The organism is Blautia caccae (genome assembly GCF_040095955.1).
Taxonomy (GTDB): domain Bacteria; phylum Bacillota; class Clostridia; order Lachnospirales; family Lachnospiraceae; genus Blautia; species Blautia celeris.
The window spans coordinates 29,475-47,222 of the sequence record NZ_JBBMFP010000010.1 but is presented as its reverse complement, the minus strand read 5'-3'; the positions used below and the strand labels follow the sequence as shown (position 1 = coordinate 47,222).

Sequence of the window (17,748 nt, the reverse complement as noted above, 5' to 3'; positions counted from 1 at the left end):
TCAGATGAAAGGAGAATGGTTATGTCTGATAAGAGATTGTATAGGTCATCTACAAATTATATGCTGACAGGAGTATGCGGAGGGATTGCGGAGTATTTCAATATTGATCCTACGCTGGTGAGGCTTGCATGGGTAATCCTTTCCTGCTTTGGAATGGTATGGACCGGAATTGTGGCGTACATTATTGCCTCAATTATAATTCCAAAATAAAGAAAAGCGATAAGAGACAAACATAAAGATACAGAGGCTGCAGTGGGGGAACACTGCAGCCTCTGTATTTTTATGTGTGGTGTGTACTTATGATTGTGTGTGTTTTAGTAAGTGAATAACTGGGTCCAGTAATTGGTACCGGAGGCGTTCTGGTGGTAGCCTACGCCTATTTTTGTGAAGTTTTTGTTGAGGATGTTGGCTCTGTGGCCATCGCTGTTCATCCAGCCGTTCATAACCTGTTCCGGGGTTTTCTGACCCCATGCAATGTTTTCGCCTGAGCCGCGGTAAGTGACACCCTGCTGGGTCAGCGCTGTGCTGAAGGAACTTCCGTCAGGACGGGTGTGTGAGAAGGACTTTTCAATCTCTTTTGCTCTGACCTGAGCGGCAGCCTGGATGGAAGTGTCAGCTGTTACAGGTGACAGGCCAGCTTTGGCACGCTCCTGGTTGACAAGATTTACTACCTGCCGGACAAAATTGGCGTTTTCTGTGTCAGTATCCGGGACACTTGGATTTTCTGGCTGGTTGTTGTCCGGAGTACCCGGATTTTCCGGCTGGCTGCCGTCCGGAGTGCCCGGGGTTTCTGGCTGGTTGTCATCCGGAGCATCTGGATTTTCTGGCTGGTTGTTGTCCGGAGTACCCGGATTTTCCGGCTGGCTGCCGTCCGGAGTGCTCGGGTTTTCGGGCTGGTTATTGTCCGGAGTGCCCGGATTTTCTGACTGGTTGTCATCCGGGACACTTGGGTTTTCCGGCTGGTTGTTGTCCGGAGTATCCGGGTCTCCCGGCTGTCCGATTCCCGGGAGTTCCGGGCAGAGGGATTCCAGCCAGCCGGGGATAGAGCAGTCAATTCCCATGCTTTCCAGCTTTTGTTTTAATTCGTCCAGATTGGAGACATTTCCGGCTACGATGATACCCTTGCCCTGCAGATTTTGCTTTACATCTTCAATGCCGGCAGCCTGCACAGTGGCCGGAGCCATTCCCATGGCGCTGACAACAGCCAGCGCAAGAAAACCTGGTAATATTTTATGTTTCATAGAGACCTCCTTGAATTGTTACGAAAATATTATGTAATTGTTACAAGAGCAATAATAACATGATAAGCGAGGGAATGAAACAGGGAACATCTGGAATCCCCAAAGCGCGGCAGACTGACGGAAGTACCTCTGCCGTATAACAACATTTTTTTCAGATATGTTTAAAATGAAAAGAACAGGTCATACTTGAAAGAGACTTTAATTATTTATGAAGGAGTGTGACTTTTCATGAACAAGAAAAACGATGAGAAGATTGACTTAAATAAGATCCCCCGTGAGGAGATGCTGAAATATGAAATCGCAGAGGAACTGGGACTGCTTGATCAGGTTCTGGAGTCGGGCTGGAAGAGCCTTTCTGCCAAGGAGACCGGACGAATCGGCGGCATTATGACAAGAAGAAGACGGGAGAGCAAGAAGACGGACGGTGTATCGTAAAAGCGGTCCGTATTGTAAATGGGGGTTGACTGAACCTTTGCAGAATGGTAACATAAATATGTATAATTCCATAAAACGATCAAGTGCATCCGCACTGGCCGCACAGTGCTGGTGAAAAGGGAATCAGGTGCAAATCCTGAGCGATGCGGTCACTGTAAATGGGAAGCGAAGCCAAAATGCCATTGCATGAAAGTGTGAGAAGGCGGCTGAGCGATGAACCATGAGCCAGGAAACCTGCTTGATGGCAGTAGGGTGAGAACTTCCGTGCAAAGTTTAGAACCTGAATCTTCCATGTGAGATTCTTATTATGGAATGCCGAAAGGCCGAAACCTGAATTTATAGAATTATGCACCAGATTAAACGGCTGGGATTCCTCTGATTTTTATTCCCGGTGTAACCGCACCCTTTTATATAGAAGGAACCGGGATGAAATCAGAGGGATAATATCCCGCATAGGATAGCGTGTATTACGAACAAATGAGGAATAAGTCCGCAGATACGGGCTTATTTTTATTTCTTCACAATTTATTCACTTGACAAAAGAGAACAATGTGATTATGATGGGACGTATGAAAAGGTGATGAGAAAGAGGAGTACATCCCGGAAACTGGCAGAGAGAACGACCCACCGGCTGCAAGGTCGTTTCAGAGGAACGGATGGAAGGTAGCTTTTGAACCGGAGGGCTGAACAGAGTGGTTTGTAAAGGATGAATCAGGAGTAGGCCTTCACGCGTAGTCTGCGTTAACGGACATGAGTGAGAAAAAAAGGTGGTACCGCGGAAGATTTCGCCCTTTACAGTTTATTCTGTAGAGGGCGTTTTTTATTGTAACACAAAACGTCTGCCGGGCAGGATACTCTATGCATACAAAAGGAAGATGGCTGCACGCGGGATTCCATTTCATTTTAAGGAGGAGATTATGAGCAAGGAACTTGCCAAAACTTATGACCCCAAGGGACTGGAAGACAGAATTTACCAGAAATGGCTGGACAACAAATATTTCCACGCCGAAGTAAACAGAGATAAAAAACCATTTACCATTGTGATGCCTCCGCCCAATGTAACAGGACAGCTTCATATGGGACACGCACTGGATGAGACCATGCAGGATATCCTCATCCGATTCAAGAGAATGCAGGGATACGAAGCACTGTGGCAGCCGGGCACGGACCATGCAGCCATTGCCACAGAGGTCAAAGTTATTGAGAAGCTGAAAGAACAGGGCATTGACAAGAACGAGATCGGAAGGGAAGCATTCCTGAAACACGCCTGGGAGTGGAAAGAGGAATACGGCGGCAAGATCATCAACCAGTTGAAAAAGCTGGGCGCCTCCGCTGACTGGGACAGAGAACGTTTCACCATGGATGAGGGCTGTTCCGAGGCTGTACAGGAAGTTTTCATTAAATTATACGAAAAAGGTTACATCTACAAAGGATCCCGTATTATCAACTGGTGTCCGGTATGCCAGACATCCATCTCCGACGCAGAGGTAGAGCATGAGGACCAGGACGGATTTTTCTGGCATATCAATTACCCCATCGCAGGGGAAGAGGGCCGTTATGTGGAGATTGCCACCACACGTCCTGAGACGCTTCTGGGTGATACGGCGGTTGCTGTCAATCCGGAGGATGAGAGATACAAAGACCTGGTTGGAAAAATGCTGAAGCTGCCGCTCACAGACAGGGAAATCCCGGTTGTGGCAGATGAATATGTAGACAAGGAGTTTGGTACCGGATGCGTGAAGATCACACCGGCCCACGACCCCAATGACTTTGAAGTGGGAAAACGCCATAACCTGCCGGAGATCAACATCATGAACGACGATGCCACCATCAATGAGCTGGGCGGCAAATATGCAGGAATGGACCGCTATGAGGCCAGAAAAGCCATGGTCAGAGACCTGGAGGAGCAGGGGCTGCTGGTAAAGGTAGTGCCTCATTCCCACAGTGTGGGAACCCATGACCGCTGCGGCACTACAGTGGAGCCAATGATCAAGCCCCAGTGGTTTGTCAGAATGAAAGAGATGGGAGAGGCTGCCATTAAGACACTGGAAGACGGAAGTCTGCAGTTCGTACCGGACCGTTTTGATAAAATCTATATGCACTGGCTGGAGAATATCCGTGACTGGTGTATTTCCCGCCAGCTCTGGTGGGGACACAGGATCCCTGCTTATTACTGCGACAAATGCGGTGAGGTAGTGGTAACCCGTGACATGCCGGAAGTTTGTCCAAAATGCGGATGTGAGCATCTGACACAGGATGAGGATACCTTAGATACCTGGTTCTCCTCCGCCCTCTGGCCCTTCTCCACACTGGGATGGCCGAAGAAAACGGAAGAGATGGATTATTTCTATCCCACAGATGTGCTGGTAACAGGCTATGATATTATTTTCTTCTGGGTTATCCGTATGGTATTCTCAGGTCTGGAGCAGACAGGCAGGACACCGTTCCACCATGTTCTCATCCACGGTCTGGTGCGTGATTCCCAGGGCCGCAAGATGAGCAAATCCCTGGGGAACGGCATTGATCCCCTGGAGGTTATTGATAAATACGGCGCTGATGCCCTGCGCCTCACCCTCATGACAGGAAACGCGCCGGGCAATGATATGCGTTTCTACTGGGAGAGAGTGGAAGCCAGCCGCAACTTTGCCAACAAGGTATGGAACGCGTCACGTTTCATAATGATGAACCTGGAAAAAGCGGAGGTTCCCGCTGAGATTGACCTGAATACCCTGACCGGAGCGGATAAGTGGATCCTCTCCAAAGTGAACAAACTGGCAGAGGAAGTTACAGAGAATCTGGACAAATACGAGCTGGGCATTGCGGTTCAGAAAGTATATGATTTTATCTGGGAAGAATTCTGTGACTGGTATATTGAGATGGTAAAACCAAGGCTGTACAATGACGAGGACAACACCAAGGCAGCAGCCCTCTGGACACTGAAGACCGTTCTGGGCAATGCGCTGAAGCTTCTGCATCCTTATATGCCTTTTATCACAGAGGAAATCTTCTGCACCCTTCACCCTGAGGAAGAGTCCGTCATGATCGCTTCCTGGCCGGTGAAGACAGAGGCATGGAACTTCACAGAGGATGAGCGCGCGGTTGAGATCATCAAGGAAGCTGTAAGAAGCATCCGGAATGTTCGTACCGATATGAATGTACCACCAAGTAAAAAGGCGAAAGTATACGTGGTATCAGAGGAGGAGGAGATCCGTCAGGTCTTTGAGAACGGAAAAGTCTTCTTCGCAGCTCTGGGATATGCCAGCGAAGTGACCATCCAGGCTGACAAGACGGGAATTGCGGATGACGCTGTCTCTGCGGTAACTTCAAAGGCAGTCATCTACATGCCTTTTGCGGAGCTGGTGGATATCGAGAAGGAAATTGAGCGTCTGAACAAAGAGGCCGAACGCCTGAACAAAGAGCTTGCCCGTGTAAATGGAATGCTGAGCAATGAACGGTTCCTGAGCAAAGCTCCCGAGAGCAAGGTGGCTGAGGAGAAGGCCAAACTTGAAAAATACACAAATATGATGGAACAGGTAAAGGAAAGGCTTGCACAGCTTGGCAGATAACTGCGCAGGCTATAGGAGAGTTAAATATATGAATGAGAAGTGGTTAAAATATCTGAACCGGCTTTCTCTGCCGATTCAGATGGTAGTGGTTATGATGGGGTATTTTGTGATAGAAGCAATCTCCAGACATTCCGTCCGCGAAGCATACACTTACATGACGGAAAGGCCTCTGGTGTTTCTCTACAATTCCTTTCTGATCTTCACTACCACACTGTTAGTATATCTGGTGCGCCGGAGGGTTTTTATGAGAACCCTTCTGGCTATCTTCTGGCTGGTACTGGGAATTATCAACGGCGTGCTTCTGGCAAACCGTGTCACTCCCTTCACCGGGCCGGATCTGCACCTGATCACAGATGCGTTTAAAATCGCCAATAAGTATCTGTCACCTGTCTTTTTTGTGATCGTGATCATATTGGCAGCAGCGGCGCTCATTGGACTGGTATTTCTGTTTTTGAAGGGACCGAAGTATCAGGGAAAAATGACATATAAACTCAATATCCCTCTGGTGCTGGCCGGGGTGCTGGCATTTGCCGGAACTACCAAGCTGGCACTGGAGAAGAGGGTATTGTCCAACTATTTCGGAAATATTGCGTTTGCCTATGAAGACTATGGATATCCTTACTGTCTGGCAACCACCATATTTAACACAGGCATCAGCTGTCCCAGGGATTACTCTGAGGCATCCATCAAAAGAATCGAGAAGAGCGAGAGCGGCCTTGCCGAGACGGGAGAAAAACGTCCCAATATTATTTTCCTGCAGCTTGAGTCCTTCTTTGATCCTACGCTGGTGAACTTCCTGAAGATTTCTGAGGACCCGATTCCAACCTTCAGGAAACTGATGAAGGAATATTCCTCAGGCTACTACAAGGTGCCCAGTGTGGGCGCGGGAACAGCCAATACGGAGTTTGAATCCATCACGGGCATGAGCCTGCGCTATTTCGGACCGGGGGAATACCCCTACAAGAGTATCTTAAAAGAGACCACCTGTGAGAGCGCGCCCTATGTGTTAAAGAATCTGGGATACAGCACCCATGCCATACACAACAATGAGGCAAACTTTTACGGCAGAAGGAATGTATTCGCCAATCTGGGATTTGACAGTTTTACCTCAGAGGAATACATGTCAGAGCAGGATGACACTAATCCAAATGACTGGATGCGCGACAGGAACCTGACAAAATATATTATGGAAGCACTGGAATCATCCGACGACCCGGATTACATTTACACCATATCCGTACAGGGCCATGGGGATTATCCGGAGGAGCCTATGATCGATGACCCCAAGATCACCGTCACCGGCGGAGAGTCCGAAGCTGTCAATAATAAATGGGAGTATTACTGCAACCAGATTTATGAGATGGACCAGTTTGTCAAGCAGCTTACGGAAACTCTGGCCGAATATGATGAGGACGTTGTGCTTGTCATGTACGGTGACCACCTTCCGACCATGGGTCTGAAGGTCAAGGATGTGAAGAACCGCTATCTGTTCCAGACAGAGTATGTGATCTGGGACAATATGGGGCTTGAGAAGAAGGATGCCAATGTGGCAGCCTACCAGATGGCAGCAGAGGTGATGGACCGTGTGGGAATCCATGAGGGAAATATTTTCCGCTTCCATCAGGCCAGAAGGCAGACGAAAAATTACCAGGTGGATCTGGAAACCCTCCAGTATGATATCCTGTATGGAAAACAGTATGTCTACGACGGTGAGAATCCTTTTGAACGGACAGAGATGCATCTGGGAGTAAAAGACGCTGTGCTTGATAAGATCGAGAAGATCTCAGACGGCAGGTATTATATCACCGGTGAGAACTTCACCCAGTCCGCGTATGTGGAGGTGAACGGTGAACTTCTGGAAACCACCTATATCAGCCCAACCACACTTCTGCTGAATGATGTGGAGTTAAAAGACGGGGATGAGGTGGATGTAGCGATCCGAAGCAACAGTTCCACCCGCAAGGTACTCACCAGAACCGACAGTATTATCTACAAAGTGCCTGTGGAGCCGCTGACTCCGGAGGTACCGCCTCTGGACGATGAGAACAAAGAAGGCGGGGCGGACACCATTGACCCGAATGCGGCGAACAAAGAAGGCGGCGCCGCCGGGAATCCCATAGGGGAAGAAAATAACACCGGGACAGCCGCCGGAGAAGGGCCGATAGAGGTACCTGATGTGGAAAACCCGGTCCAGAATTAAAAACTTTTAAAAGAACCGACATAATTTGCTTGCATATTGTCACCACTTCATTATAATGATAAGTGACCTGTTACAATCCGGCGGCTACTGTCCGGACTGCAGCAGACGGTCTTGTCCTTATAAGGGGAAGTGGTGACTTTCCTATATAGATAAGGCTTACCAAAGACGGAAAGAAGGAAAACGCTTTTGTTTACTTATGAAAAAGCAGCAGCATACATTGAAGAAATTCCAAAATTTACAACGAAAAACAAACTGGAACACACCAGGAAATGCCTGGACATGCTGGGCAGTCCCGATAAAAATAGAAAGATAATCCATGTGGCAGGAACCAACGGAAAGGGAAGCGTCTGCGCTTTTCTGTCCACCATGCTGGAGGAAGGCGGTTACAGATGCGGACTTTTTACATCCCCGCACCTGATGAAGATCAATGAGAGATTCCAGATCAATGAACAGATGGTTTCAGATGAAAAATTTCTGGAGGCTTTTCTGAAGGTGAAGGAGCTTTCCGACCGCCTTGTGGAGCAGGGGGATTACCATCCCACATATTTTGAGTTCCTGTTTCTCATGGGAATGCTGATTTTTGAAGATGAGGATGTGGATATTGTTGTACTTGAGACAGGCCTTGGGGGAAGACTTGACGCTACCAACTCCATTTTGAATCCATTAGCCTGTGTCATCACATCCATCAGTCTGGACCATGTGGAATATCTGGGAGATACCATCGACAAGATAGCCGGGGAGAAGGCTGGCATAATCAAGAAGGGTGTGCCGGTCATCTTTGACGCGAACAACGAGACAGCAGCCGCTGTGATCCGCAGCCGGGCGGAGGAGCTTGGATGTCCCGCCCATGAGGTGAGGGCAGAAAGCCAGAAGCTTTTATCCTACACGCCAAAAGGAATCGGTTTTACTTTTGATTCCGCTGTTTACGGGACGACAGAGCTGTTTGTTCCGTTTATTGCAAAATACCAGATGATGAATGCCTCACTGGCAGTGGAGACAATGGGTGTCCTCAGGGAAAACCACGGGATAGGAAAGGAAACTTTGAAAAAGGGCCTTGAACATACAAAATGGCAGGGCAGAATGGAGACCATACTTCCGGGAGTGATCGTGGACGGTGCCCACAATGAGGACGGGGTTGCCCAGTTTGTGGAGACAGTCCGGCATTTTCAGGAGGAGTTTTCCATAACGCTTTTGTTTGCCACTGTTTCGGATAAGGACTATGAGGATATGATTCGCAGAGTCTGCAGCGGACTCAGATTTGCCAATGTGGTGACAACAGAGATATGGGGCAGCAGGAAGCAGTCATCAGAAGAGCTGGCAGAGCTGTTCCGGGCAAACGGATGCAGCAGTGTAATGGCAGTGCCGGATTCGGGAGAGGCATTTGAGAAGGCATACGCCCTGAAGGGGGACGGCCTGATGTTCGTTGTGGGTTCCTTGTATCTTGCCGGGGAGATAAAGGATTACGTTAGGAGGAGAATGAATGATTAATTACGAGGAAGAACTGAAGAAATTCCAGCCGTGCCTGGATGTGGATGATGCGGAAGGCAACATCTACAAACAGGATCTGACGGATGTGATCGATATTTTGAAGGAAATGCTGAAAGAAACCAATGGAACGGCTAAGAATTAGGGAGAAGACAGATGAATTGTATGATATGCCAAGCACAGCTCAACACTTCACCTTACTGCCCAAAGTGCGGGTGTAATGTGACCGCCCAGAAAAAGGCAGTGGCACTGTCCAATCTCTACTACAATCAGGGGCTGGAGAAGGCACAGATCCGTGACCTGTCCGGAGCCATCACCTGCCTGAAACGAAGCCTGAAGATGAACAAATGCAATATCCAGGCCAGAAACCTTCTGGGTCTGGTGTATTTTGAGACCGGAGAGGTAGTGGCAGCTCTAAGTGAATGGGTCATCAGCAAGAACATTATGCCGGACGGCAATGTGGCTTCAGATTACATCAACAAGCTGCAGAGCAATGCCAACCGGCTGGACACCATCAATACCAGCATCAAGAAATATAACCAGTGTCTCGCATACTGCCGTACCGGAAATCTGGATATGGCTAAGATGCAGCTTAAGAAGGTGCTGACCAGCAATCCAAAGCTGATCAAGGGTTATCATCTGCTCTCTCTGATCTATATAAAGGAAGAAGCATATGAAAAGGCCAGAAAACAGCTTAAAATTGCGGCGAAGATAGACAAGACCAACACCACCACTCTGCGTTTTCTGCGGGAGGTGGATGACCAGACCGGTAGAATGACCAGTCTGGAGCCAAGATTCAGGGCAAAGGAAAAGAATCGTGAGGAAAAAGACGGGCGTGTGATCTACAACTCAGGAAATGACACCATCATTCAGCCCCCGGAATACAGGGAGAGGACCGTGACCAATACGCTGATCAATCTGATCATCGGCCTGCTGGTGGGGGCCTCTGCGCTCTGGTTCCTCATCGTTCCGGCCAAGACGCAGAAGATCAACAATGAGGCCAACAAGAAGATCGTGGAATACAGTGACAAGGTAGCCACCCAGGCAGCGGAGATAGACAGGATGCAGCAGGAGATTGACGCTTCCTCCCAGTCGGTGAACACGGCCAATGAGCAGATCGCCCAGGCCAACACCAAATCGGAGAGCTATGATAACCTGATCAAAGCCTGGCAGGCATACAACAGCGGTAACTACCAGAATGCAGCCAACGCTCTTGAGAGTGTGGATGCATCCCAGTTGTCTGTGGATGCCAAGGCCATGTATGATACCATCATGAACGAGATCGGTGAAACCGTTAAAGCGGGATATAAGAGCACAGGCATCACGGCGTATGAAGGACAGGATTATGCCGCTGCCATTGACAATCTGCTGAAGGCACAGGAGATAGGAGATCCGGATTATGACTCCATGTTCTATCTGGCCCAGTCTTACCAGAAGAGCGGGGACAACGCCAATGCCATTGTCTGGTATCAGAAGATCATAGACGCATTTCCGGGTACCAGCTATGCCAGCGACGCAAAGGATTATATGACTGCCATCGGCGGAACACCCACAGGGCAGGACGGCGGCGGGGATGGTTCCCAGGCACCGGCTGACCAGGGGGAGCCTCAGGATGACACCGGAGGAGAGACAGATGAGGGCCAGGATAACGGCGGCGGTGAGGACGGATTGGATTCCGGAAATACAGATGGAAACCAGGACGACAATAATGGTGACAACAATGGCGATGACAACAGCGGCGATGACAACAACGGTGAAGGTGACGGCCAGGATAACTTGGATGACACCGGAGAAGAATAACCTAAGAGAAACCTTGAAGGAAAGGGTGTGCATAAGCGTATGCACATCCTTTTGTTGTCCGCAGAAAAATATGGGATTTCTGCAGGCAGCAGCAGCCGGATGGGATGCATTGGAATAGTAAGGGGAAATGAGTATGGAAGATGTGTTAAAAAAGAGGGGCAACTGCCTGATGGTATATGTACCACAGGAGCTGGACCATCATTTTGCCAGCCAGATCACCGATGAAGTGGACAGGGAGCTGAAGAAGGGGAATGTCCGCCAGCTTGTCTTTGATTTTTCCGGCACTACATTTATGGACAGTTCCGGAATCGGTATGCTTATGGGAAGATACCGCCTTCTGCATTACAGCGGAGGCAGGGTGTCGGCAATCCATGTAAATGACAGGGTAAACCGTATCATGCGCCTGTCAGGGATCTACAAATATATTGAAATCAGCCAGGAAGCTGTCTGGCACCAGAAAAGAAGGTAAGGGGGAAGGTAGATATGGAGAATACCAATGAAATGACATTGGAGATGGACAGCCGTTCCTGCAACGAAGGGCTGGCACGGATCACGGTGGCAGCATTTGCCACCCAGTTAAATCCCACACTTGAGGAGGTGGCGGATATTAAGACTGCTGTCTCCGAGGCGATCACAAACTGTATTGTACATGCTTACGAGAAGGAGACAGAGAAGATCAGGATAGACTGTACCATCTGCGGCAGAGAGCTGACCGTGGCGGTAACAGACCACGGCCGGGGGATTGAGAATGTGGAGAAAGCCATGGAACCCATGTTCACCACAAAGCCGGAACAGGACCGCTCAGGTATGGGTTTTGCCTTTATGGAGGCTTTCATGGATATGCTGGAAGTGGAATCTGAGCCGGGAAAGGGCACTGTCGTCCGGATGAAGAAAAAAATCGGAACCGGAAGTCAGGTATTTGAGTAAAAGGAGGCTGTATGGAGGATATCCTTGCCCTTATCGGGCGTGCGCACCAGGGAGATAAGGAAGCAAGAGATACGTTGGTAGAGAAAAATATTGGTCTGGTACACAGCATTGTCAGGCGCTTTTTAAACCGCGGCGTGGAGGCAGAGGATCTGTTCCAGATAGGGAGCATTGGCCTGTTGAAAGCCATTGACAAATTCGATACTTCCTATGATGTGAAATTCTCCACCTATGCGGTCCCTATGATCACAGGGGAGATCAAACGCTTTTTAAGGGATGACGGCATGATGAAGGTGAGCCGTTCCTTAAAGGAGATATGCTGCAGAGCCTACACAGCCAGAGAGGAACTGATGATGGAGAACGGGAAAGAGCCGGAGATGGATGAGATTGCGGAGCGTATTGCAGTGACCAGAGAGGAACTGGTGCTGGCAATGGAGTCCGGGGCACAGATCGAGTCCCTGCAGAAGACCATATACCAGGGCGACGGCACGGATATTTCTCTAGAAGACAAGATTGAGGAGCAGCGCAATGACCAGGAACATCTGTTAAACCGTATGATGCTGGAGCAGATGCTGGGAACGCTGGACCCTGAGGAGAGAAAACTGATCTACATGCGTTTCTTCCAGGAGAAGACCCAGACCCAGATTGCGGGAGAGCTGGGAATATCCCAGGTACAGGTGTCCAGGCTGGAGAAAAAAATATTGAGCCGCCTGCGGGAAAAGCTTTGATTTATGGCACGGCAAGTGTGCTGTTTTAAGAATAGTTTGCACAGGAAAATGTCATACTATCCCTGTAATCGTAATTGCAGTCAGGAGGATTTCGTCCGGCTGTCTATGTTCAAAGGAGATATTTACATGAGTGATGTTTTATATGTGCAGACAGAGAAAAATGTGGAGGTACATCAGCCGGAGGTCTACCTGCAGGATGTGGCAAAGCTTTCCTCCAGCAGTACCAGTGTACTGAACAGGAACCGGGTGAGAAAGGTATTCACCGTTCCGGACGGTAAGCCGGGGCGCTATGTGGTATCTGCCCTGGAGCTGGTGGAGGCGATCCAGGATAAGGAACAGAGTGTGGATGTGACGCATATCGGTGAGGCGAATTTTGTCATTACCTATGAGACGCAGAAGCATGGGCATGTGCTGTGGAGCTGGATGAAGACGGCTCTGGTGTGCTTTCTTACATTTTTCGGAGGGGCTTTTTCCATTATGACGTTTAATATGGATGTGGATACATCCGGACTGTTTTTTCAGCTTTACAAGCAGCTCACAGGCAATATTTCCACGGGGCACACCATTTTGGAATTTACCTATTCCCTGGGAATCGGCCTTGGCGTTATATTTTTCTTCAATCATTTCGGACATGGAAAGATCACGCAGGACCCTACTCCTATGGAAGTACAGATGCGTGTCTATGAGGATGATGTAGATAAGACTCTGATCGAGAAGAAGAACAGGAAGGAGAAGAGTTAAGATGTGGGTGAATGAAGTGATCGCTGCCATTGTAGGCTTAAGCGGCGGTATGGTTGTAGCCACCGCGCTGGCTGCTTTTATCATCGGGCTGGGTATCATTCCCCGGTATGCGGGTGTTACCCATACGGGCCATAATCTGCTCCTCTATGAGGACGCTCTGATCCTGGGGACCTTTCTGGGAAATATTTTATACCTGTATCAGTTCCATGTGCCTTTCGGACACTGGGGACTGGCTGTCATCGGCATATTCTTCGGCATGTTCCTGGGAAGCTGGATCATTGCTTTGGGTGAAGTGGTGAATGTATTCGCTATTATGGCAAGGCGGATCGGCCTTACAAAGGGTGTGGGGCTTGTGGTGCTGTCCATTGCCATCGGTAAGACACTGGGAAGCCTGATCCAGTTTTTCCTTATGACGTGACAAGTGCTCCTTGTGGGCAGAATCAGGGCTGTGTTATACTGGTAACATGAAAACAGACAGCCTTTGGGCAGGTTACACAGCCCGGGGATATTTTCTTCCCGGGCAGGCTGTATTCCCTTTGCGGGAAGAGGCAGCAGGACGGCTGTAGTGACAGACGGGATGGGAAGATGAAGAACAGCAGATTATTTGAGATATTATACATACTGATGGAGCACCGCGGGATCACTGCCGGGGAATTGTCTGCAAGGCTTGAAGTATCGGTACGCACCATATACCGGGACCTGGACACGCTCTCCGCAGCGGGAATACCGGTTTATACAGAGAGAGGGCACGGCGGGGGAATCCGGCTGATGGAGCATTTCCAGCTTGACAGGACGCTGCTGGGCGAGGAGGAGCAGGAGCACATTATGACGGCTCTTCAAAGTCTGGATGCTGTGGGAGCGGCGGACTCGGGAAGTCTGCTCTCCCAGCTTGCCGGACTGTTCGGAAGACAGACGGTGGACTGGCTGGAGGTGGATTTTGAGACATGGGGCGCGGGAAAGCTGGAGAAGAAGTATTTTGAACTCTGTAAATATGCAATTCTGCACCGCCGCCTTCTGACCTTCCGGTATTATAATTCCTCCGGTATTAAGAGCAGAAGAACGGTGGAGCCGCTGCGCCTATGCTTTAAGGGCGGCCACTGGTATCTGTCCGGTTACTGCAGGAATAAGCAGGCATTCCGCCTGTTCCGCCTGAACCGGATCCGGGAGCTGGAGATGGAGGAGGAACAGTTCCAGGCAAGACAGGCGCCCGGGGAAAAGGATGCGGGCGGGGACATGTCAGAGGATATGACAGCAGTCAGACTCAGGTTTACGGAGGCAGCGGGCTATCAGGTGCTGGACTTTTTCGCTGAGGAGGATATTGTCCGACAAAAGGACGGTGGCTTTGAGGTGAAGACTGCTTTTTCACCTGGCAGGTGGCTGACCGGTTTTATTTTATCCTTCGGCGCGGATGCCAGGGTCCTGGAGCCGGAATGGCTGAGAGTGCAGATCGAAAAGGAGGCGGAAAAGATTCGGGAACTTTACCGTATATGACATAAGGTGTCATATTAGATATCGTATCCTGTAAGAAAAACAGGAGGACAGATATCATGGAAGATAAAAAATTCTGCCAGAGCTGCGGCATGCCTATGGAGAAGGAAGAAGATTTCGGAACGGAAAGGGACGGCAGCAGAAATGAGGATTATTGCTGTTACTGCTATAAGGACGGCAGCTTTACCGGTGATATGACAATGGAGGATATGATTCGGTTTAACCTGAAGTTTAATGAGGAAAACGGAAATCCTTTCGGTACGCAGGAGGAAGCAGAAAAAATGATGAAATCCTGGTTCCCCACACTGAAGAGGTGGAAACAGTCTTAGAAGATGCCTGAAAGTTCATTTCGGCAAACTGTGACGCACAGCCTGCCGAATGCAGTTTGAAACACATGCCGGAGGAGGAATACGATATGCTGGAACTGCCGGAGAGCCGAACCATAGCAAAGCAGATAACAGATAACCTGAAAGGAAAGACTATTGACTATGTCACAGCAGGCCATACGCCCCATAAGTTTGCGTTCTTTCACGGAGACAAAGAAAATTATGATGAGATGCTCCAGGGGCAGTCCATTGTAAAGGCTGTGAACCGGGGCGGCATGATTGAGATTGATACGGAAGACTGTATGATTCTGCTTTTCGACGGCGCCTATCCGAAATACTGTGAAAAGAAGGCAGAGTTCCCGAAAAGGCATCAGTTTTTTGCGGCCTTTGACGACGATACGGCCCTGTCCGTGTCGGTGCAGATGTATGCGTTTATCGGAGTATATCCGCTGGGAAAATGCAGTGATGAATATTATATTTCGTCTGTCAGCAAGTGTACGCCTTTGGAGGAGGGATTTACTTACGAGTATTTCCGGAGTCTGTACCCGGATACCCAAAAAAAGGTGACAGCCAAAGCATTTCTGGCAACCGAGCAGCGCATACCCGGCCTTGGAAACGGTGTGCTGCAGGACATTCTGTGGAATGCAGGCATTGACCCCAGGTTTGACATGCGGGAGGCGGAGGAAGAAGATTTTGTGAATCTCTACAAATCTGTTACCGAAACACTGAAAAAGATGTGTGATGAGGGGGGCAGAGATACAGAGCGGGATTTATTCGGAAACAAAGGCGGGTACATAACCCAGCTCTCCAAAAACTCTCTGCACCAGCCGTGCATGCGGTGCGGTGGGGAAATAAAAAGGGCGGCGTATATGGGCGGGAATGTATATTTCTGCGAGAAATGCCAGAAGAGATAGAAAACATCCGGCAGTTTTTGGAATGGTCAAGACTGTCGGGTGTTTTGGTTTTTTTATGCCTGTCAATGTAAAATAATTCAGCAATGTGTTATAATCTAATAACAGGATATATTTTTTGTTTCGGAACAATGAGTGATCAGAGAAATGAAGTAGAATACTTTGTTCAGGGATTATGGAGGACGCTATGGGATATTATCTAAACAATAATGTATGTTATGAGGCATATAAATATATTACACAGATGGAATACTTTGTTGATAAATCAGAAATCCTTGAAGAGTTATTCCCTGTCCTTAATACAGAGAACCGCTTTGTTTGTATCACAAGGCCAAGACGGTTTGGGAAGACTGCCGCAGCCAATCTGATATCTTCCTTTTTCTCGCGTGGATGCGACAGCAGGGAATTGTTCTTCAGACTGAAGATCAAAGACAATCCTCACTTTGAAGAGCATATCAACAGACATAATGTTATATTTATTGATTTCAGTAAAATGCCGTTTTTATGTGAGGATTATAATACCTATATAAGCGCTGTTGTGAAAAAGCTTATGAAAGATTTGGCTGAGCAGTATCCGCAGTGCGGAGTTACCGAAACAGACGCCCCCTGGGATGCCCTGGAAATGATCAGAAGTAAAACAGGAGAACGTTTTATTTTCGTTATGGATGAGTGGGATTTTATATTCCATGATAACACATTTGATGAGAAAGATCAGTTTAAGTTTCTTCGTTTTCTGCAGAATCTGCTTAAATCACAGGCATATGTAGAGATGGCATATATGACGGGAATTCTTCCTATCGCCAAGTATTCAAGCGGGTCCCCGCTTAATATGTTCAATGAATACACTATGGCGGACACGGGTATTGCCAGATTCAGCACATGTTTCGGCTTTACGGACAAAGAAGTGCTGGATCTGTATCAAAAATATTCCGCTGTGACGGAAAAGGCAGGATTCAGCTTTCAGGAGCTGAAGATTTGGTATGACGGATATCAGACTGCAGACGGGGAATCCGTATATAATCCACGTTCTGTGATCAGGGCATTGTCAGAAAACCACCTGGGCACTTATTGGAGCAGTACGGGGCCGTATGACGAGATATTTTTCTATATAAACCATAATCTGCATGAAGTCAAAGAAGATATCGTGCGTATGGTGGCAGGAGAGTGGATAGAGGTTTCTATCAAAAATTTTACTGCGGAAACCATGGAACTGCACAGCCGTGAAGATATTTTTTCAGCCATGCTGGTCTATGGCATGCTGACCCATAAGGATGGGAAAATAGCGATTCCGAATAAGGAACTGATGCTGAAATACGAGGAAGTTCTGCAGCGACGGGAAATGGGATATATCGCAAAGCTTGCAAAACGGTCCCAGGAAATGCTGCATGCCACTTTGCAGGGAGATACCAGGACCATGGAGGAGATTTTATCCCTGGCACATGATACGGAAATTCCCATACTGAATTATAGCAGTGAGTCAGATCTGAGTGCTCTGGTGAATCTGGTCTATTTATCTGCCAGGGACAGTTATCGCATTGAGCGGGAAGACAGGGCCGGTAAAGGGTATGCGGATTTTATATTTTACCCCATTCCTCCTGTTGAGACTGCTTTGATCTTGGAACTGAAGGTGGATGCAGAGCCGGAAACTGCACTGGAGCAGATACAGGAGAAAAAATATGCGCTGCGGTTGAAGGAGATGACCGGTGAAAGAAAAGTAAAGGGCAGGGTACTTGCGGCAGCGCTTACTTATGACAGAAAAACAAAAACACACAGATGTGCTGTAAAGGAGCTGGATATGTCCAGCCTGCAGTACAGATAAAGAGGAGAAGGGCCTTTCGGACAGCAGTCACGGAGGCTCTTTTTTGTGTTCAGGAGTATACAGCAGGATATGAAGCCCGGAGTA

At 48.6% G+C, this 17,748-nt stretch carries 17 protein-coding genes, 1 riboswitch and 1 other annotated feature; of the genes, 16 read left to right on the top strand and 1 reads right to left on the bottom strand.

What is annotated here, in order from left to right:
- Nucleotides 1–21 precede the first annotated feature (21 nt).
- Entirely contained in the window at nt 22–210 is a 189-nt protein-coding gene (locus WMO65_RS12585) for a PspC domain-containing protein (protein WP_033139214.1), read from the top strand.
- Nucleotides 211–314: 104 nt separating this feature from the next.
- Here WMO65_RS12585 and WMO65_RS12580 read toward each other — a convergent pair whose 3' ends face one another.
- Nucleotides 315–1,241, bottom strand: a complete 927-nt coding sequence (locus WMO65_RS12580; protein ID WP_148392860.1) for a CAP domain-containing protein — start codon at nt 1,239–1,241, stop codon at nt 315–317.
- A 228-nt stretch (nt 1,242–1,469) separates the two neighbouring features.
- On the opposite strand from WMO65_RS12580, the gene WMO65_RS12575 reads away from it, so the two are divergent.
- The 15 genes from WMO65_RS12575 to WMO65_RS12505 all read left to right on the top strand — a co-directional run bounded on the left by WMO65_RS12575 (nt 1,470) and on the right by WMO65_RS12505 (nt 17,664).
- Entirely contained in the window at nt 1,470–1,676 is a 207-nt protein-coding gene (locus WMO65_RS12575) for an alpha/beta-type small acid-soluble spore protein (protein WP_148392861.1), read from the top strand.
- Between the two features lie 64 nt (nt 1,677–1,740).
- A riboswitch (cobalamin riboswitch) is annotated at nt 1,741–1,932 on the top strand.
- Between the two features lie 315 nt (nt 1,933–2,247).
- Nucleotides 2,248–2,472 (top strand) — a binding site (T-box leader).
- A 121-nt stretch (nt 2,473–2,593) separates the two neighbouring features.
- Nucleotides 2,594–5,242 (top strand): valine--tRNA ligase, encoded by a 2,649-nt coding sequence (locus tag WMO65_RS12570; protein WP_148392862.1) that lies wholly within the window; start codon nt 2,594–2,596, stop codon nt 5,240–5,242.
- 28 nt (nt 5,243–5,270) lie between these two features.
- Nucleotides 5,271–7,442 carry an LTA synthase family protein gene (locus tag WMO65_RS12565; protein ID WP_148392863.1) on the top strand — a complete coding sequence of 724 codons (2,172 nt, stop codon included), beginning with the start codon at nt 5,271–5,273 and terminating at the stop codon, nt 7,440–7,442.
- 186 nt (nt 7,443–7,628) lie between these two features.
- Nucleotides 7,629–8,930 (top strand): bifunctional folylpolyglutamate synthase/dihydrofolate synthase, encoded by a 1,302-nt coding sequence (locus WMO65_RS12560; protein WP_148392864.1) that lies wholly within the window; start codon nt 7,629–7,631, stop codon nt 8,928–8,930.
- On the top strand, nt 8,923–9,072 hold the full coding sequence (locus WMO65_RS12555) for a hypothetical protein (RefSeq protein WP_018597822.1): 150 nt from the start codon (nt 8,923–8,925) through the stop codon (nt 9,070–9,072). Before WMO65_RS12560 ends, WMO65_RS12555 begins: the two co-directional genes overlap by 8 nt.
- Nucleotides 9,073–9,083: 11 nt before the next feature.
- The gene (locus WMO65_RS12550; protein ID WP_033139227.1) at nt 9,084–10,727 is read left to right on the top strand and encodes a tetratricopeptide repeat protein; all 1,644 of its coding nucleotides are present in this window, start codon (nt 9,084–9,086) and stop codon (nt 10,725–10,727) included.
- Nucleotides 10,728–10,860: 133 nt separating this feature from the next.
- Nucleotides 10,861–11,196, top strand: a complete 336-nt coding sequence (locus WMO65_RS12545; RefSeq protein WP_033139228.1) for an STAS domain-containing protein — start codon at nt 10,861–10,863, stop codon at nt 11,194–11,196.
- Nucleotides 11,197–11,210: 14 nt separating this feature from the next.
- Nucleotides 11,211–11,654, top strand: a complete 444-nt coding sequence (gene spoIIAB, locus WMO65_RS12540) for an anti-sigma F factor (protein WP_033139229.1) — start codon at nt 11,211–11,213, stop codon at nt 11,652–11,654.
- Between the two features lie 11 nt (nt 11,655–11,665).
- Nucleotides 11,666–12,379, top strand: coding sequence for a SigF/SigG family RNA polymerase sporulation sigma factor (locus tag WMO65_RS12535; RefSeq protein ID WP_033139230.1), 714 nt, complete (start codon nt 11,666–11,668; stop codon nt 12,377–12,379).
- A gap of 126 nt (nt 12,380–12,505) precedes the next feature.
- Complete coding sequence (locus WMO65_RS12530; protein ID WP_033139261.1) at nt 12,506–13,120, top strand: stage V sporulation protein AA; 615 nt, start codon at nt 12,506–12,508, stop codon at nt 13,118–13,120.
- A 1-nt stretch (nt 13,121) separates the two neighbouring features.
- A complete protein-coding gene (locus tag WMO65_RS12525; RefSeq protein ID WP_033139231.1) occupies nt 13,122–13,538 on the top strand; it encodes a stage V sporulation protein AB in 417 nt (138 codons plus the stop codon).
- A 167-nt stretch (nt 13,539–13,705) separates the two neighbouring features.
- A complete protein-coding gene (locus tag WMO65_RS12520; protein ID WP_148392865.1) occupies nt 13,706–14,611 on the top strand; it encodes a helix-turn-helix transcriptional regulator in 906 nt (301 codons plus the stop codon).
- Nucleotides 14,612–14,667: 56 nt separating this feature from the next.
- Nucleotides 14,668–14,937, top strand: a complete 270-nt coding sequence (locus tag WMO65_RS12515; protein WP_033139233.1) for a zinc ribbon domain-containing protein — start codon at nt 14,668–14,670, stop codon at nt 14,935–14,937.
- Nucleotides 14,938–15,023: 86 nt separating this feature from the next.
- The gene (locus tag WMO65_RS12510; RefSeq protein WP_103731952.1) at nt 15,024–15,848 is read left to right on the top strand and encodes a DNA-formamidopyrimidine glycosylase family protein; all 825 of its coding nucleotides are present in this window, start codon (nt 15,024–15,026) and stop codon (nt 15,846–15,848) included.
- 184 nt (nt 15,849–16,032) lie between these two features.
- Nucleotides 16,033–17,664, top strand: coding sequence for an AAA family ATPase (locus WMO65_RS12505; RefSeq protein WP_033139235.1), 1,632 nt, complete (start codon nt 16,033–16,035; stop codon nt 17,662–17,664).
- Nucleotides 17,665–17,748: the final 84 nt, after the last annotated feature.

Coding starts and splice junctions, on each gene's coding strand:
- WMO65_RS12585 (WP_033139214.1), top strand. CDS start 22: ATGTCTGATAAGAGATTGTATAGGTCATCTACAAATTATATGCTGACA.
- WMO65_RS12580 (WP_148392860.1), bottom strand. CDS start 1,241: ATGAAACATAAAATATTACCAGGTTTTCTTGCGCTGGCTGTTGTCAGC.
- WMO65_RS12575 (WP_148392861.1), top strand. CDS start 1,470: ATGAACAAGAAAAACGATGAGAAGATTGACTTAAATAAGATCCCCCGT.
- WMO65_RS12570 (WP_148392862.1), top strand. CDS start 2,594: ATGAGCAAGGAACTTGCCAAAACTTATGACCCCAAGGGACTGGAAGAC.
- WMO65_RS12565 (WP_148392863.1), top strand. CDS start 5,271: ATGAATGAGAAGTGGTTAAAATATCTGAACCGGCTTTCTCTGCCGATT.
- WMO65_RS12555 (WP_018597822.1), top strand. CDS start 8,923: ATGATTAATTACGAGGAAGAACTGAAGAAATTCCAGCCGTGCCTGGAT.
- WMO65_RS12550 (WP_033139227.1), top strand. CDS start 9,084: ATGAATTGTATGATATGCCAAGCACAGCTCAACACTTCACCTTACTGC.
- WMO65_RS12545 (WP_033139228.1), top strand. CDS start 10,861: ATGGAAGATGTGTTAAAAAAGAGGGGCAACTGCCTGATGGTATATGTA.
- spoIIAB (WP_033139229.1), top strand. CDS start 11,211: ATGGAGAATACCAATGAAATGACATTGGAGATGGACAGCCGTTCCTGC.
- WMO65_RS12535 (WP_033139230.1), top strand. CDS start 11,666: ATGGAGGATATCCTTGCCCTTATCGGGCGTGCGCACCAGGGAGATAAG.
- WMO65_RS12530 (WP_033139261.1), top strand. CDS start 12,506: ATGAGTGATGTTTTATATGTGCAGACAGAGAAAAATGTGGAGGTACAT.
- WMO65_RS12525 (WP_033139231.1), top strand. CDS start 13,122: ATGTGGGTGAATGAAGTGATCGCTGCCATTGTAGGCTTAAGCGGCGGT.
- WMO65_RS12520 (WP_148392865.1), top strand. CDS start 13,706: ATGAAGAACAGCAGATTATTTGAGATATTATACATACTGATGGAGCAC.
- WMO65_RS12515 (WP_033139233.1), top strand. CDS start 14,668: ATGGAAGATAAAAAATTCTGCCAGAGCTGCGGCATGCCTATGGAGAAG.
- WMO65_RS12510 (WP_103731952.1), top strand. CDS start 15,024: ATGCTGGAACTGCCGGAGAGCCGAACCATAGCAAAGCAGATAACAGAT.
- WMO65_RS12505 (WP_033139235.1), top strand. CDS start 16,033: ATGGGATATTATCTAAACAATAATGTATGTTATGAGGCATATAAATAT.